Source organism: Salinicola sp. MIT1003 (assembly GCF_001858555.1).
Lineage (GTDB): Bacteria > Pseudomonadota > Gammaproteobacteria > Pseudomonadales > Halomonadaceae > Salinicola > Salinicola salarius.
This window is the reverse complement of the sequence record NZ_MCAP01000022.1, coordinates 83,611-99,404: the sequence shown is the minus strand read 5'-3', so window position 1 is coordinate 99,404 and position 15,794 is coordinate 83,611. Positions and strand designations below refer to the sequence as shown.

Sequence of the window (15,794 nt, the reverse complement as noted above, 5' to 3'; positions counted from 1 at the left end):
AACGTAACGATTTCGTGAGAGTTTTAAGCCGATCGATTGCACCGGTCGCATCCGTTTTCGATCAATAACATCTTGGCCCTGCCCTTCCGGTGGCATAGGCTGTGGCCCTGCCGTCAGAATGCCCACGAGGAGAGACCATGGCTGGTCGACTGCATGTCGACGACTGGACACGTCACCCGCGGAGCCCCGCCTTTCGTGGCATCGACCCGCCCGTGTTCAGCCCCAACCTGGCGCCTCGCCGCTGGCTGTCGATCCTGCGCCGGGAAGCAGACGACATCGTGCTGCGCGATGCCTTCTGGGGACTCACGCCCACCTGGCTGAAGGTCCTCGATCAGGCGCCTCACTGCGCCCGCGCCGAATCCCTCGACGAGCGACCGATGTTTCGCGAAGCGCTGACCGAGCGCCGTTGCCTGGTCCCCGTGACCGGCATCTATGTCTGGCAGGCCGGGCTACGCGGCAAGCAGCCCTTTCTGGTCACGCATACCGACCGCTCGCCGCTGATGCTGGCCGGCATCTGGAGCCGCTACGCTCCGGATATCGGCACCCCGCGCGACTCGTTCGCGCTGATCACCGTGCCTACCACGGAGGTCATCGCGCCCATGAGCGACCGCCTGCCCGCCGTCATCGCGCCCTCCCGGATCGAGGACTGGCTCTCTGTGGAAACCTCGCCGACAGCCGCTCGTGACCTCATCGGGCCGGCCGACAGGGAACTGTTGGGCGCTTTTCCGGTATCAAGACAGGTGAACGATCCCGCGCACCAGGAGTGGGCCTGTGGCTATCCGGTCGGACCCATGCGGGTGTGGACGGCCTGAAGCCAAGCCACGCTCCGTCTCGGCGTTCACGATCGAACCATTCACCGTCGAGCTCCGTTCATCCTCGAGCCGATTCATTACCAAGTCGATTCATTACCAAGTCGATTCATTACCGAGCCGATTCATCATCACCGAGAGAATCCGTATGCAGGAACCCCATTCACGAGCTTCATCGCATCGCGCTCATGCCGTTGGCAGCGCGATATCCCGGCGCTCCGGGCTCCGCGCCTGGTTCGCTGCCGGCTATCTGACCCTCGGTCTGGCACTGACATTCAGCTCGCTGCCCAGCGAAGCCATCGCCGCCGCCAAACCTGTCTCGCCGGATCCCGTCCAGCCGATCCAGGGCTCCCTGAACCAGAGCTCCCCGACCCAAAACCCTCTGACCCAGAGCCCTCTGATCCAAAGCCCTAATGACGACCGCCAGTATCGTGCCATCACGCTGGATAACGGCCTGCAGGTGCTACTGGTCAGCGACCCCGATGCCGACAAGGCCGCGGCGGCGATGGATGTCTCGGTAGGCAGCGACAACGACCCGTCGGACATGCCCGGCCTGGCGCACTTCCTCGAGCACATGCTGTTTCTGGGCACCGAGGGCTATCCCGATCCCGACGGCTACCAGCGCTTCATCAACCGCAACGGCGGATCTCACAACGCCTTCACCGCGGACCAGGACACCAACTACTTCTTCGACGTCGATCCCGAGGCCTTTCCCGAGGCGCTGGACCGTTTCTCGCAGTTCTTCGTCTCTCCGCAGTTCAATCCGGAGTACGTCGACCGCGAACGCCATGCGGTGAACTCCGAGTACCAGGCGCGGCGCGAAGATGACGCCCGCCGCATCAACGAAGCGCTGGGCAAGGCGCTCAATCCCGATCATCCGATCAACCACTTCTCCGTCGGCAGTCTGGATACGCTCAACAGCGACAAACGTCCGCTGCGCCAGGCGCTGCTCGACTTCTATCATCGCCATTACGGCGCCAACGTGATGCATCTGGCCGTGCTTGCGCCGGAGCCCCTGGACACCCTGGAGCAGCAGGTGCGCCAGCGCTTCGACGCCGTACCCGATCGCGACCTGAAAAAGCCGGTCGTCGAACAGCCGCTGGCAAGAGACGGCGACCTGCCGGCGTCGCTGCGCATCAAGACCAACGAAGCCCGGCGCCAGCTGGAGTTCCTGTTTCCCGTCGACGATCCGATCCTCGAATATGCCGACAAGCCCGACGACTACCTCGCCAACCTGCTCGGCCACGAAGGCGAAGGCAGCCTGCTGGCCGCCCTGCGTCAGGCCGGCTGGGCCGACGGCCTGTCTGCCGGCACGAGCCATGGCGATGGTCGGCATGCGCTGTTCGACATCTCGATCAGCCTGACCCCGGAGGGCGAAAACCACCTCGACGACATCCAGGCGAGCCTGTTCGAGCAGATCCGGCGGATCCGCGATCACGGCGTCAACGCCTGGCGTTACGAGGAACAGGCCAGACTGGCCGAGCAGAGCTTCCGCTTTCAGCAGCGCAGCGAACCGATCGACACCGTCAGCGGCATGGCGATGAGCCTCGCCCATTATCCGCTCAAGGATGTGCAGTACGCGCCCTACCGCATGGATCAGTTCGACGCGGCGGCGATCGATGACATCCTCGAACGGCTGACCCCCGACAACCTGCTGCGGGTCTACAGCGGCCCGGACGTCGCGGGGGAAAAGACGACCGAGTACTTCTCGACCCCCTACACCCTGACGCGCCGCGACGACTGGCCTCGCGGGACGCCCCTCGAAGGCCTGGCGCTTCCCGAGGCCAACCCCTACATCGCCGAAGACCTGAGCGTACAGCCGTTCGATAGCGCCGAACCGGCGCGCCTCGTCGACTCCCCCAGCGTCGAGATCTGGCATCAGGCCGACAGCGACTTTGGCGCCCCGCGCGTCGAATGGCGCTTCAGCCTGCAGAACCCCGATGCCACGCGGGATGCCCGCCATGCCGTACTGACACGGCTGCTGGCCGGCTGGTTGAACGATGGTCTCAACGAGCGCTTCTACCCCGCCTCGCTGGCCGGCCAGAACTTCACCGCCTACGCCCACGGTCGCGGCATCACGCTCGCCTTCTCCGGCTGGCGCGATCATCAGGATCGCCTGATGCAGACGGTCGTCGAGCAACTGCGGCAGGGCGAGATCACCGATGCCAGCATCGCCCGAGTCAAGCAGGGGCTGGAACGCAGCTGGGGAAACGCGCCACAGGACGCCCTCTACCAGCAGATGCAGCGCACCCTGGGCGAGGCTCTGATGCGGCCGCAGGTCAGCACTCCCAACATGCTGGCGGCGATCGGTGACATCGATGCCCAGGACGTGCGCGACTATCGCCGGCAATTCCTCGACGAGCTCTACGTACAGGCTCTGGCGGTGGGCAATCTCGACGCCACCCTTGCCAGACGCGAGGGGCTGCTGGTCGCCAACGCCCTGTCGCCCAGGCTTCGCGCCAGCGACATTCCGCCGTTGCGCGTGCTCGACGTCCCGGCAGATGCGCCGGCCCTGCATCCGTCGACGACACGGGACGACGCCGCAGTCCTGCGCTATCTCCAGGGCCCCAATCGCGCGCTGCAGAGCCAGGCCAGCCTGGCCGTGATCGGGCAACTGATCGGCCCGCCGTTCTTTGCCAAACTGCGCACCGACGAACAGCTCGGCTATGTCGTCAGCGCCGGTTACGCGCCCTTCATGAATGCCCCGGGCCTGATGATGCTGGTGCAGTCGCCCAGCGTTTCCAGCGAGACCATCGGACAGCGCATGAACGCCTTCCTGAAGACGTTCGACCAGCGCATCGAGGCGTTGAGCGATGCCGATCTGGCGCCCTATCGCCAGGCCGTGCGCCAGCAACTGCTGCAGCGCGACCAGTCACTTTCGGCACGTGCCGATCGGCTGTGGCAGACGCTGGCCTACCCCCAGGCCGACTTCGATCGTCGGGAGCAACTGGCAGCCCAGGTCGACGAGCTGAGCGCAGCGGATGTCCGCAGCGCCTGGCAGACGCTGCGCCAGAGCCCGGCGCTCAATGTCACCTCCGATGCCGGCGACCAGCCCAGCGATGTCGATGCTCTGACTCGCGACTACGCGACGCTGGCGCGATAACGGCAGCGGCGCACCCGAAGACATTACCCTCCAACGCAAGCCGCCCCGGACGCATCGTCCGGGGCGGCTGTCTGTTTTGTGGCTGTCTGTTTTCTGGCTTTCTGGTTCGGGAAGTCGGCTTTCGTCACCCGCTCGTCGCTCAATAAGCGTCGAACGCCTGTTCCGGCATGATCGACTCGACGTACATCACCAGCTCTTCGAGCACCTGACGTTCGCGGTCTTCCAGCGGCGTCTGGTTGAGGCGCTCGATCTCGCGGGCGAAATCCTTGAGCGTCATTCCGCCACTATTGGCGTCGTTCATGCGCGCCCAGCGGAAGGCGTCCCACTGCGCCTTTTCCTCGCTGTCGAGCGTGTCGGGATAGCTGCGCGCACGCATCCGGAACAGCATCTCCTCGAGCCGCGGGTCCTGGAAGGCAAACCCCGTCGTGCCCAGCTCGTCGGGCGGTGTCGCGTGCAAGCGTTCCATCGCCTGCCGGTCGTGCGGCGAGAAGAAGCCGCCAGAGTAGAGCATCAGGTCGGGATCCTGCGGCGGATCGGCCGGCGAGTCGGCAAAGGCCAGTGCCGCCTTGCTGGCGGACTCCGGATTCTGCACCAGCGCCTGCCAGTGTCGCTCGCACAAGGCACGGTCGAGCCCCAGACGCTTGGCGACGGCATCATTGGCCGTGACGATCGGCAGCAGCACCGGGCTGCGATTGAGATGGACCACTTTCAGCGGAATCCGCGTTTCGCCCTCGGCCAGTTCGCTTTCGCTGACGAAGATGCGTGACCGGATCTCCTCGGGCGTCAGCGAGAACAGCGGCGCCGGGTCGACGGCCAGGTCGTAGACGATGATCCCGTTGGGGTTCGAAGGGTGCGCAGCCAGCGGCACGACCAGCGCGCTGCAGCCGCGACTGGCGGGATAACGCCGCGAGATATGCAGCATCGGCTTGCGGGCATCGACATCGAGCAACTCGGCCACTCGACGCTTCTGACGCAACGACAGCAGGTAATCGAAGAACTTGGCATTCCGGGCGCGCAAAAGCCGAGCCATGCCGATCGTGGCGCGCACATCCGCCAGCGCGTCGTGGGCTCCTTCATGCGGGATACCGTTGGCTGCCGTCAGGTGCTCGAGCTTGAAGCTCGGGGCGCCATCGTCGCGCTTCGGCCATTCGATGCCCTCGGGGCGCACGGCGTAGAAGGCGCGCACGGCATCGATCAGATCCCAGCGGGAATTGCCGTTCTGCCACTCTCGAGCGTAGGGGTCGAACAGGTTGCGGTAGAACAGATGGCGGCTGACTTCGTCATCGAAGCGCAGGCTGTTGTAGCCCAGCGAACAGGTGCCCGGCACGCTCATTTCCGCCTGGATGCGCGCGGCGAACTCCGCCTCCGGCACGCCACGACGCAGCGCGGCCTGGGGCGTGATGCCGGTAATCAGACAGGCATGGGGGTTGGGCAGGTCGTCGTCCGCCGGGCGGGCGTACAGGGTCAGCGGCTCGCCGATTTCGTTGAAGTCGGCATCGGTACGAATCGCGGCGAACTGGGAAGCCCGGTGCCGACGCGGATCGGCACCGAAGGTTTCGTAGTCGTGCCAGAGAAATGTGGGCTCTGCCTGGGGCCGGGAATTCCTGCTGTTGCCCCTTCCACTCGTGGCCATTCCGCTCTCCGCCTGCGCAAAAGGCCAAGCCTAGCATAGCCGGCAGCACGACTCATGTGTCGCTGGCCGTGGCACTGACCGTTTCAGGTCTTGGCCGCTTCAGGTCTTGGCCGCTTCTCAGGTCTTGGCCGCTTCGCTTTCGTTGGGCAGTGTCACGTTGAGTTCGAGCACCGAGCAGTCGTTGTCGCTATCGAGGCTGATATTGATGGCATCCTGGTCGACCTTGACGTACCGCCGAATGACCTCGAGCAGCTCCTGCTCCAGCATCGGCATGTAGTCGGGCTGGCCCCGATGCCCGCGTTGATGGGCAACGATGATCTGCAACCGCTCCTTGGCAACGGATGCGGATTTCTTGCGTTCACCCTTGAGAAAATCGAGTAGCCTCACCGGCGGCCTCCTCCTCCGAACATGCGTGCGATCAGGCCGCGCTTCTGCACCGATTGAAAACGCAGCGGCACGTCTTCGCCCATCAGGCGCGACACGGTATCGACATACGCTTGTCCAGCGTCGCTCTTGTCGTCATGGATGACCGGCACCCCCTGGTTGGAGGCGCGCAACACGGCTTCCGATTCGGGAATCAGGCCGACCAGGTCGATCGCCAGTATTTCCCGAATGTCTTCCAGATTGAGCATGTCCCCGTCATCGACCCGGCTCGGGTTGTAGCGGGTTACCAGCAGGTGTTCCTTGATCGGGTCACGGTTCTGTTCGGCGCGACGCGACTTGGACGACAGCAATCCGAGAATACGGTCCGAGTCCCGCACCGAGGAGACCTCGGGATTGGTCACGACGATGGCCTCGTCGGCGAAGTAGAGGGCCAGTTGGGCGCCACGTTCGATACCGGCGGGAGAGTCGCAGATGATGTAATCGAACTCCTCGGAGAGATCCATCAGGACCTTTTCGACGCCTTCCAGCGTCAGCGCATCCTTGTCGCGCGTCTGGGACGCGGGAAGGATGTGCAGGTTCTCCGAGCGCTTGTCGCGAATCAGAGCCTGCTTGAGTCCGGCCTCGCCCTGGATGACGTTGACCAGGTCATAGACGACCCGGCGTTCACACCCCATGATCAAGTCCAGATTCCGCAGCCCCACGTCGAAGTCGATGACGACGGTCTTGTTACCGCGAAGGGCCAACCCCGTGGCAATGGCTGCCGCACTGGTCGTCTTGCCGACGCCACCTTTACCGGACGTTACAACGATGATCTTGGCCAAGATGAACTTCCTGTTACCCGATAACTGTTGATCACTCTCGCGCCATTCAGGTCAGCGCCGAGATCCTTAACTGGTCTTCCTTGAGCTGCACTTGCACCGAACATCCCAGCATCTTGGGGTCGATATCCTCAAGACGCTTGTAGGTTCCTGCCACGGAAAGCAACTCGGCCTTCAGATCGTGACAGAAGATACCGGCTTCGCGATCGCCATGAATACCAGCCAGCGCCCGTCCGCGTAGTGGCCCATAGACATGCACACTGCCTGCGGCCAGCACCTCGGCACCGGGATTGACGGCGCCGATCACGACCAGATCGCCTTCCGAGGCGGAAACCTGCTGGCCCGAACGCACCGTACCGCGATAAATACGCCCCCCAGCCTGTATCGATACCTCCGGCGGCGGCACCGGCAGCTCCGCTTCGATCGGTGCCTCGACGGGCCGGGGCTCGACCCCACGCGGACGATTCTCCTGCGGCGGGAACCAGCCTAGCCCCAGCGCCCATGCCGACTGCTTGACCGGATCCGATCCGCCGCGTACGGCCACTGGCAGCAACTTGTGCGCGCGACACACGGCACAGATGCGCTCGAGGGCAAGGTGCGGCTCGTCGACCTGCTCGACACTCAGCACCACCGGCGTATGCTGAAAGAAGGCCGGTGCCTGACTCACCTTCCCGGCCAGTTGTGCGCGGATACGCTCAGGGTCGCCACTGGCCAACTCCATGACTGTCATCGGCAGCATGCCGCCTTTGAATGTAAAGGCAGTGTCTGCCCGATCCCTGTTGAGACTCATGACCGAACTCCGCAGCGGGGGAATGGGGTTAAGCTAGGCGAGGGCGGACATCGCTGCAACCGATCATAAGGCCCCTCAGACCTTTTGTCAGGTGTCGCCACGAACCGACGCAACCCGCGAATCGGGCTTTCATCACCGACGAATCGGGCTTTTACCGCTGGCCTTCAAATGGTTAGATAGACAGTTGCCGTCGGCGCCGCGAATTTGCGGGGTCGATCTCTGCCAGCCCCGTCGTTTTCAGGATGCCACACCGGCCATGCCAGGACTCTTTCAACGTCTGTTTTCCCCTCGCTGGCGGCACAAGGATCCCGCTGTCCGCGCCCAAGCCGCCTCTCAACTGAGCTCGGACGAGCTCGATACGCTTCGTCAGCTCGCCCAGGACGATTCCCCCCAGGTCCGCCAGGCGGCACTGGCGCGGGTACAGGATCTCGATCCGCTGCTCCAGTGGCATCGCCAGTCGCCGAGCGAAGAGTCGTTCCAGCGTCTCGTCGACCTTCTCGGCGGGCGCGTTTCGCCCAGCCCCGATCTCAATACGCGGCTGGCAAAGATCGAGCAGCTCGAGGATCTGGCACTGATCGACGCCCTGATCGGCCAGAGTGACAACCAGTCCCTGCGTCTGGCCGCGCTGGCTCGCATCGACGACGAAGCGCGCCTGATCCACCACGCCAGCGAGAACAGCATCACCGCCGTGCGCCACGCCGCCGCGGAACGTGTCACCTCCCCCGACGGCCTGGCGCAACTGGCCAAGCAGGCACGCCGGGACAAGCAGGTGGCCCGCCTGGCGCGTGAGCGACTGGCGCGCCTGCGTGCCGACGCCGAACAGCAGAGCCGCGAAGAAGCGGAGCGCGAGCAGCTGCTGGCAACCCTGGAAGCCCAGGCCAACCGCCCCTGGGAGCCGACCTTCGAGGCGCGCCTGAAGCACTGGGTCAAACAATGGGACGCGTTGACCAGCAACGCAGACCCAACCCAGCACGCCCGCTTCGATGCCGCAGTGACTCGCTGCCGCCAGCGCATCGCCGAACACGAGCATCAGCATCGCGAGCTCGAACGCATCCAGCGCGAAAAGTCCGAGGCGCAATCGACGCGCGAAGGCATCCTCGATGCCCTGAACCAGGCACTGAACATCGTCGCTGAAACCGAACGACTGACCCCGGAGGTCATGCAGGCGCTGCAAGGCAAGTGGCGGCTGCAGGAAGAGCGCTGGCAGGAGGTCTCGGATCGCTACGGGGTCAGCGAGTCCTTCCAGCAGCGGTACGCGGCGCTCGACCAGCAGGCCCAGACCATCTGGCAGGCCTGGGAGCGGCTGCAGGCCGAAGCCCCCGCCCTGCGCGAAGCGCTCGAGAAAGAAGAGCCGCTGGCGCCGGTCCTCGAGCGCCTGGCATGGCCGCGCACGCTGCCGCCGACCGAGCTGGTGCTCGATGCCCAGCGCCAGGCAGCAGCCAGCAGGCGACAGCAAGACACGGCAGCCGCCGCCAAGACCGAAAACCATTGGTCGGACGAAGAGATCGGCGCACAGCTCGAGGCTCTGTCCGAGGAGCTCGACCAGGGCCGTTACCGCCCCGCCTCGCAGCTGCATCGCCGTCTGCGCCAGCATCTGGATTCCAGCGGGCAGTCGTTGTCGCCGGCCCAGGAGCAGGCCTACAAGCAGCAGACCGCCCGCCTGGCCGAATTGAAGGACTGGCGCGGTTTCGCCGCCGCGCCCAAGCGCGAAGCTCTGCTGGCGAACATCGAAGCGCTGGTCGAGGCCCGCGAGCAGCCGGATGCAGAGCGTCATCGCCGGCATCAGCAACTGATTCGCGACTGGCGCCAGCTCGGCGACGCTGCAGCTACCCGCGAACTGGCTCAGCGCTTCCGCGCCGCCTCCGACGCCCTCCATGAACAGCTGGCCGAGTGGGAAGCCGAACTCGAGTCGCGGGAGCAGGACAACCTCGCGGCCCGGCAGGCACTTTGCGAACAGCTCGAAGCGCTGCTGGCCCACCCTTCCGAGGATGCCGACCCGGATGGCCTGCGCCGGATTCGCGATGCCGCCCAGGAACAGTGGGATCGACACTGGCCGGTTCCGCGGCGGCAGGCCGCCTCGACCGGCCGGCATTACGCCCGCCTGCGTCGCCAGCTGCAGTCGCTGATCGACGAGCGCGCCGGTGATGTCGCGGACCACAAGCGCGAACTGGTCGAACAGGCCCGACAACTGGCGGAAGATACCGCGCCCGCCGCGCAGCGTGCCGAGCAGGCCAAGTCGCTGCAACAGCGCTGGCGCGAGCTGGGCCGAGCGCCGAAAGGCATCGAACAGACGCTGTGGCGCCAGTTCCGCAACCACTGCGACACCATTTTTGCGGCCCGCGACACCGTGCGTGGCGAACAGCAGGCACGACAGCAGCAGCGCTTCGATGACATGCAGGCACTGATCGACCGCCTGGATGCCTGGCAGCCTGCGTCCGCCGGAGAGCGCCATGTTCTCGAGTCGGCGCTGACAGAAGCGCAACGCCTGGTGCCCCTACCCCGCAGCCGGCGCAGCGAGGGTATGGAAAAGCGCTGGCAAGGTATCGTTCACGCGCGGGAAGTCACGCTGGATCGTCTTGCGCTGGTGGAAGAAGCGAAGCAGTGGCCCGACTATCGGGCATGGATGCGTCAGACCGCCGGCGACGACGGCGAAGCGCTCGATATGGCCCGGCTCGACAGCGACGTACGACGAGCGCTCGAAGCCCGCGAGACGCAGCGCCAAGCGTCGTCACCGCAGCAGGCCGAAGAGCATCTGCAGCGCTGCCTGGTCCAATTGGCACTGCTGGCCGGCGACGCCATCCCCGAAGCGCTGGAACCGCTGCGCCTCGAGGTTCAGGTCGCGCGGCTCAACGACGGGCTGGGCCGGCCGCCCACGCCGCCCGAGGAGCTGCATCAGACGCTATTGCGGCTGTTGTCGGTTGCCCCGCTTACGACCGAGACCTGGGAGCGCTATGAACCCGCTTTCGATAGCGTGATGACGCATTTGAGCCAGACAGGACATCATCACAGCGACGACAGTGTTGACATCGTCTAATCCATACGTATAATACGCCTCAAGTTGATGCGGGGTGGAGCAGTCTGGTAGCTCGTCGGGCTCATAACCCGAAGGTCATCGGTTCAAATCCGGTCCCCGCTACCAAATTATTTGACCGGTGCCTTCCCCAGGCGCCGGTTTTTTTTTGCGTTCGCTTTTCTATTTCCGGATTCTTCATTATCCCTGCGGTGCGCACCAACAAGGCGCGCACCAACAAGACGGCCGGCCCACTTGGGCCGGCCGTTTTGCTGCAAAAGAGCCAAACGCTCCGTGTTACGCCATTACCAATCCTGAGTGGTCAGCACGTCCTAAACGATTAACATGTTCTAAACGATTAACACGCGCTAACGATTAACGCCTAAGCGATCATCACGTCATCCTGCTGGATGCCGAGCAGCTGGGCCTCTTCAGCCACCATCGCCGGCTCGTCTTCGGCAGGAACGTACTGGTCATCACCATAAAGCTCCGCGAAATCGATAGCGTCAGAACGCTCAGGGATCTCCAACGCCAAGGAGGGGTCGATCTGCTCGAACTCACCGGTGCCCATGGATTGAGCAATACCCTTCATGGCGAGATAGCTCTCGAGCGTCAAGGCGCCCGCCAGAGCGCTGTAATCGAGCTCTACACCTTGGGCCAGCTGATCCATCTCCTGCAGGCCGCGCTGTTCGACCAGCAGCGTCGCGGTGCCATCGAGTCCCAGGCCATTACGGCCGATAGCCGGGTTATCGCTGCCCGGGTAAAGCGTGAGGTTGGCGTGGTCGTACTCCTCCAGCGCCTGTTCGATCGCCACGGCCGCACGCTGCCCCGTTTCCACCAGCGAGGGATCCACCCCCTCATTGGTTGCCCATAGCGTGGACAACGTATCCAGCGAGCCATCCGTATCGCGATAGTTGTTCTGATGGTGCATATCCAGGAACAGATCCGGCTGATACTGCTCGACGACCTGCATCACCGCAGCCGACTCCGGCGCCAGATCCGGATCGTTGGGCACATCGGGATCGTAGGTGCGGTTGAGGTCGATATCGTTGGAATTGCGACGCGGATCCAGAACGTCTTCACCGCCAGCGACCTGCTCCTGCCAGCGCGCAAAGCCGTCCGGATTGACTCGCGGCATCACCACCACAGTGACCTCTTCGCGCAACGCCTGTGCTTCGGGGCTGTCGCCGGCCAGATAATCAAGCAGATAAAGTGCTGCCTCGGTACCCAGCGGCTCGTCACCATGCTGCTGGGTCGCGATCATCAAGGTCTGGGAGCCCGTGCCAACGACCGCCTTGTAGAGCGGGTTGCCCTCCACGGATTCGCCAACCTGCTCGAGCGCCATGGCATCGTGATCGGCATCGAGCTGCTGCAGTGCCGCGTAGAGCTCCTCGTTGCTGTGCAGGTTATCCAGCGCCAGCGCCTGCTGCGCATCGTATTCGTCCTGCGCGACATTCTGGCTGTAGTAATTGGCCACCGAAAGCTTGGCGCCCAGTGCCTCCTGGTCGGACTCGCTCGCGGCATCGATCATGGTGATCGCGACATTGGCGCGGCCGAGTTCACCGCTATCCACCCGTTCCGCCCAGTAAGCCACCTCGTCGTCACCGGGCTCGCGCTCGAAATAGTGGTTATAGATGGAACGGACGTACTCGCTGCTATCCAGCTCCGACAAATAGCCGGTCGCCTCATCGGAACCAATGATGGCCTGTTTGATAACGCTCTCGCTGACCTCCCCCGCATCAAGCTGGCCTTGCCAATAAGCCAAGCCATCCGGATCCGCGGCTCGTCCGAGATAAGCCAAATACAGTGATTGCACAACCTGGGCGCTGTTTTGTAATGCCATGGCCTGAAGTCTCCATTTTTCTTCATTGTTGAACCGACCTCATGGAAGCTAGTGGTTCAACCTGGAAAAAACGTCAGGTGTTAGCAAAAACCCACAAAACATAACCGAGCATTACGCTTGCGACTTGCCACCTTGCGCGCCGATCCGCTCTTACCGATACGGCGCTGTCGCAAACGGCATTATCGACTTGCCTCATAACTGAAATACACCGGCAGTTCGCTCAGGCACGGCTGGGCGCGGTCCTTCGGCGATAACAACGGCTGCTCGACCTGCCAGCCGATCGCCAGCGCCGGGTCATTCCAGAGAAGCCCCTTGTCATGCGCCGGCGAATACGCGCAGGAAACCTTGTAGAGCACCTCGGTATTCGGCTCCAGCGTCACCAGACCATGGGCGAAGCCGGCCGGCACCAGTATCTGATTGAAGCGATCGGCCGAGATCACCGCCGAGACATGCTGGCCGAAGGTCGGCGACCCGTGACGCAGATCCACCGCCACATCCAGAATGGCGCCGCGCACCACGCGTACCAACTTGGCTTGAGCGTATGGCGGTATCTGGAAATGCAGCCCACGCAGCGTGCCAGCCTCGGCAGAAAAGGCGTGGTTGTCCTGCACGAACTCGAGATCGATACCCGCCTCAAGAAAGCGCGGCTGGCTGTAGGTCTCGGAGAAGAAGCCCCGTTCGTCACCGTGACGAGCGGGGGTGATTAGCTTGACCTCGGGGATGGCCAGCGGCTCGATGGATAAATCCATAGGAAATAAAGTCCTCGATGGGCATGAGCAACTCCCGACACGGCTACGCCAACAGAGGGGTCTCACAGCGCCAAGCGTTGCCAACTGAATCCGGGGCGCGACGCATCATATCCGCCAAGCGTGACAGGACGGAGAGTTCGTCTGGCAGCGCTTCCGGTGAGTACGCATTGATCATGCCAGTTCTCATGGCGCATCGGAAAAACGACGCAGTGTAGCATTTGCCGCCCCCGGGATCTGAATGGCCTCCGCCCGCTTCACGTCTTTGCCGGCCTTCTTGCCTGCCTTCGATTAGTCTAATTTACGCGACACTCGCGTATAAACTACGTACACTGTTAGCAGAAGCCCCAGGAGGCAGCTATGGAAAAGAATCTCGCTGAAAGAAGAGGCGTGATGGCTCTAAAAGGAGTCAATATTCCCGAGTCGGTCTTTCATGATCAACGTGAGTACATCAAGGTTGTCAGGCATGGCATCCAAGGATCCGTGATCAAGGAAGCGATGATCGCCATGGGCGTTAATCGAGACGTGTTTCTACGCTTGCTCGATGTCGATTCCAGCAATCTGAGTAAATACTACAGAAGGCGACTGCATCGTAAAGATAGCGAAGAGGTACTGGATACGTTGCGGGTCTATCGAGAGGCTGTAAACGTGTTCGGTAATGTGGAAGTGGCACGAGATTGGCTGGGCACGCCCATCAACGCGCTGTCCGGTAGCAAGCCCATCGATATGTTCGACACCTCTGAGGGGCGTTCACTGGTGCGCTCAATCCTGCGTAAAATCGAGCACGGTGAATTTTCCTGATGAGAAGACTGTACCGTGTTGGCCCTGAGAAGTACTTGGGCAGGTTCAATGGACTCGGTGCAAGCTACACGGACGGTGCACGCTGGAACCTGCCCGAATCTCCTGTCATCTACTATGCCACCTCGCCCGCCATCGCCCTGCTCGAGATGGCTAATTACCTGGTTTCTCCGAGACACGTACCAGCCAGCTACCGCATTGGGGCCTTTGAGTTTACAGAAGAGGTCCAGATCGATGAGCTGGCTGAAACAGACCTACCCGAGAACTGGGCCGAGTTCCCGCACCCAGAATCGACCCAGCGGCTGGGAACCGAATGGTTGGACTCCAACAGTGCCGTGGGCCTGTTGGTTCCGAGCTGCACGGTTCCGATGGTCACTCCTGGTGAAGGCTTGATTGTAGTCAACCCTGGGCACCCTGATATCAGAAAACTGCAGCTCGTTGAGATAACCGGAGTCATTTATAACGAGCGGATGTTTTCGAAGGGTGAAGAATAGCCAGTGAGGGGGCTGGCTTATTGTTGTCGGTCGCAAGCAGAACGATTGTCTTCCGCTGTATCCAAACAGCGCCTATTTTCCTTGTTACAAAACAGAAGAGCGGATGAGTTTCTGCCTTGGGTTGGTTTTGAGATCGTAATCGGTGTGGCGACGATATTGGCGTCACTGATTAGCAGCAGCATCCAGCGGCTCCATCCAGCGTTCACGGTAGAACTGCATACGTGGGATGCCGAGCAACTCAGCCGCTTTGGCCTCAGAAATCAGTTGCTCCGCCAGGGCGCGATATACCAGCTGTTCAAACAGTTGCGGAGATTCGGTTGGCAATGGCTCGCCCGGCTCGCTCCGATTCCATCCCTTGGAGGAGAACAGCTTCATCAGCGACTGGTAACGATCATGCGGGATAACACCGCACTGCACGGCGCGGACTCCCCACCCTCGCATGGAAAGGCCATATTCATGCTTCAGCCGATAGAGCTCACGCGGCTCCAGGCGGTGGCGCTGCTTACCGAGTTCGTGGATAACGGCGGTTTGGGGCGCCAGAAAGGCCCCGGCAAAGCGGTCGCAGGCTTTCTCCTCGTCAAGCGGCTCCGCCACACGGCCCGCCATCAGCACATGAGCCAGCTCGTGGGCGAGCGTGAAGCGCTGGCGATCCCCCGGCCAGCAGGACGATACCGCAATCACCGGATATTGCCGGCCGTCTGCGGTAACTGCCGTAGCCGTCATGCCAGAAAACGCCGGATGTTCCACATCGACCGATAGAACCAATATGCCCAGCATTTCGAGCGTGCCGGTCAGATCCCCAATCGGGTTGAGGCCTAACGACCACGCATGGCGCATCTCATCAGCCAGGGCCTCGATCGACTCAAACTCGGCAATTCGCGCCGGTACGCCCTCCGGCACCGCAAACCGTGAAGTGGGCGACTCGGGAAAGGCGTTCAGCAGTTCGATACGCTTCTCGACACTCTCCGCCACCCGGATCTGAACGGCTTCCGCCCGCTTCATGCCAAAAGCCCGGTTTTTATGCAACTCGACCTTGCGAAATTCGATATTGGCCAACTGCACCGTCTGCCGGCGGAAAAAATACTCCGTGCGAACCCCGCACGCCCTGGCGATCTTGAGAAGTTTCGAAGAGTCAGGCGTTACGGCCCCCTTCTCGTACTTCTGGATCGCTGCCTTGGTCACGCCCAGCTGCTGGCCCAACGCCTCAAGCGTCAGGCCAGCGGCAAGGCGCGCTTGGCGAATACGTTGCCCCAACATGGCGGTGCCCTCCGGTTTACTTCTCAGGTAATTTTACCCCAAAAGTAAACCTGCTTGTTGATCTCGGCTCTGAAGCGGACGAACCGCCAGGGAAAACGCATGAAAACTT

Annotated in this window: 12 protein-coding genes and 1 tRNA gene; 6 read left to right on the top strand and 7 right to left on the bottom strand. The window is 62.6% G+C overall.

From position 1 onward, the window contains the following. The first annotated feature begins 137 nt into the window (after positions 1–137). Together BC443_RS10285 and BC443_RS10280 are read left to right on the top strand one after the other, a co-directional pair. Positions 138–812, top strand: a complete 675-nt coding sequence (locus tag BC443_RS10285) for an SOS response-associated peptidase (RefSeq protein ID WP_071231746.1) — start codon at positions 138–140, stop codon at positions 810–812. A 145-nt stretch (positions 813–957) separates the two neighbouring features. After that, a complete protein-coding gene (locus BC443_RS10280) occupies positions 958–3,912 on the top strand; it encodes an insulinase family protein (protein ID WP_083387326.1) in 2,955 nt (984 codons plus the stop codon). Positions 3,913–4,051: 139 nt separating this feature from the next. Here BC443_RS10280 and sbcB read toward each other — a convergent pair whose 3' ends face one another. The 4 genes from sbcB to minC form a co-directional block, all read right to left on the bottom strand. Next, positions 4,052–5,545 (bottom strand): exodeoxyribonuclease I, encoded by a 1,494-nt coding sequence (gene sbcB / locus BC443_RS10275; protein WP_071231745.1) that lies wholly within the window; start codon positions 5,543–5,545, stop codon positions 4,052–4,054. 117 nt (positions 5,546–5,662) lie between these two features. Then, complete coding sequence (gene minE, locus BC443_RS10270; RefSeq protein WP_071231744.1) at positions 5,663–5,932, bottom strand: cell division topological specificity factor MinE; 270 nt, start codon at positions 5,930–5,932, stop codon at positions 5,663–5,665. Further along, the gene (gene minD, locus BC443_RS10265) at positions 5,929–6,750 is read right to left on the bottom strand and encodes a septum site-determining protein MinD (protein WP_071231743.1); all 822 of its coding nucleotides are present in this window, start codon (positions 6,748–6,750) and stop codon (positions 5,929–5,931) included. The genes minE and minD overlap by 4 nt, the downstream gene beginning before the upstream one ends. Positions 6,751–6,796: 46 nt before the next feature. Further along, positions 6,797–7,537 (bottom strand): septum site-determining protein MinC, encoded by a 741-nt coding sequence (minC, locus tag BC443_RS10260; RefSeq protein WP_071231742.1) that lies wholly within the window; start codon positions 7,535–7,537, stop codon positions 6,797–6,799. Positions 7,538–7,793: 256 nt separating this feature from the next. Here minC and BC443_RS10255 point away from each other — a divergent pair, with 256 nt between their 5' ends. Together BC443_RS10255 and BC443_RS10250 are read left to right on the top strand one after the other, a co-directional pair. Continuing rightward, positions 7,794–10,571: a DUF349 domain-containing protein gene (locus BC443_RS10255; protein WP_071231740.1), complete on the top strand. Its 2,778-nt coding sequence runs from the start codon at positions 7,794–7,796 to the stop codon at positions 10,569–10,571. A 28-nt stretch (positions 10,572–10,599) separates the two neighbouring features. Next, positions 10,600–10,676 (top strand) — tRNA-Met (locus tag BC443_RS10250). A 253-nt stretch (positions 10,677–10,929) separates the two neighbouring features. On the opposite strand, the gene BC443_RS10245 is transcribed toward BC443_RS10250, so the two are convergent. Then, positions 10,930–12,390, bottom strand: coding sequence for a M14 family zinc carboxypeptidase (locus BC443_RS10245; protein WP_071231739.1), 1,461 nt, complete (start codon positions 12,388–12,390; stop codon positions 10,930–10,932). Between the two features lie 179 nt (positions 12,391–12,569). Beyond that, the gene (rfbC, locus tag BC443_RS10240; RefSeq protein ID WP_071231738.1) at positions 12,570–13,139 is read right to left on the bottom strand and encodes a dTDP-4-dehydrorhamnose 3,5-epimerase; all 570 of its coding nucleotides are present in this window, start codon (positions 13,137–13,139) and stop codon (positions 12,570–12,572) included. 357 nt (positions 13,140–13,496) lie between these two features. On the opposite strand from rfbC, the gene BC443_RS10235 reads away from it, so the two are divergent. Both BC443_RS10235 and BC443_RS10230 read left to right on the top strand, forming a co-directional pair. Further along, positions 13,497–13,937: an antitoxin Xre/MbcA/ParS toxin-binding domain-containing protein gene (locus BC443_RS10235; protein WP_071231737.1), complete on the top strand. Its 441-nt coding sequence runs from the start codon at positions 13,497–13,499 to the stop codon at positions 13,935–13,937. Then, entirely contained in the window at positions 13,937–14,428 is a 492-nt protein-coding gene (locus tag BC443_RS10230; protein ID WP_071231736.1) for an RES family NAD+ phosphorylase, read from the top strand. The genes BC443_RS10235 and BC443_RS10230 overlap by 1 nt, the downstream gene beginning before the upstream one ends. A 162-nt stretch (positions 14,429–14,590) precedes the next feature. Here the strand turns inward: BC443_RS10230 and BC443_RS10225 are convergent, their stop codons facing one another. Beyond that, on the bottom strand, positions 14,591–15,685 hold the full coding sequence (locus tag BC443_RS10225; protein WP_071231735.1) for a helix-turn-helix domain-containing protein: 1,095 nt from the start codon (positions 15,683–15,685) through the stop codon (positions 14,591–14,593). Positions 15,686–15,794: the final 109 nt, after the last annotated feature.

What these genes read in the sequence shown, in the direction of transcription:
- BC443_RS10235 (WP_071231737.1), top strand. Translation starts at nt 13,497, where the DNA reads ATGGAAAAGAATCTCGCTGAAAGAAGAGGCGTGATGGCTCTAAAAGGA.
- minC (WP_071231742.1), bottom strand. Translation starts at nt 7,537, where the DNA reads ATGAGTCTCAACAGGGATCGGGCAGACACTGCCTTTACATTCAAAGGC.
- BC443_RS10245 (WP_071231739.1), bottom strand. Translation starts at nt 12,390, where the DNA reads ATGGCATTACAAAACAGCGCCCAGGTTGTGCAATCACTGTATTTGGCT.
- BC443_RS10225 (WP_071231735.1), bottom strand. Translation starts at nt 15,685, where the DNA reads ATGTTGGGGCAACGTATTCGCCAAGCGCGCCTTGCCGCTGGCCTGACG.
- BC443_RS10255 (WP_071231740.1), top strand. Translation starts at nt 7,794, where the DNA reads ATGCCAGGACTCTTTCAACGTCTGTTTTCCCCTCGCTGGCGGCACAAG.
- BC443_RS10230 (WP_071231736.1), top strand. Translation starts at nt 13,937, where the DNA reads ATGAGAAGACTGTACCGTGTTGGCCCTGAGAAGTACTTGGGCAGGTTC.
- sbcB (WP_071231745.1), bottom strand. Translation starts at nt 5,545, where the DNA reads ATGGCCACGAGTGGAAGGGGCAACAGCAGGAATTCCCGGCCCCAGGCA.
- BC443_RS10285 (WP_071231746.1), top strand. Translation starts at nt 138, where the DNA reads ATGGCTGGTCGACTGCATGTCGACGACTGGACACGTCACCCGCGGAGC.
- rfbC (WP_071231738.1), bottom strand. Translation starts at nt 13,139, where the DNA reads ATGGATTTATCCATCGAGCCGCTGGCCATCCCCGAGGTCAAGCTAATC.
- BC443_RS10280 (WP_083387326.1), top strand. Translation starts at nt 958, where the DNA reads ATGCAGGAACCCCATTCACGAGCTTCATCGCATCGCGCTCATGCCGTT.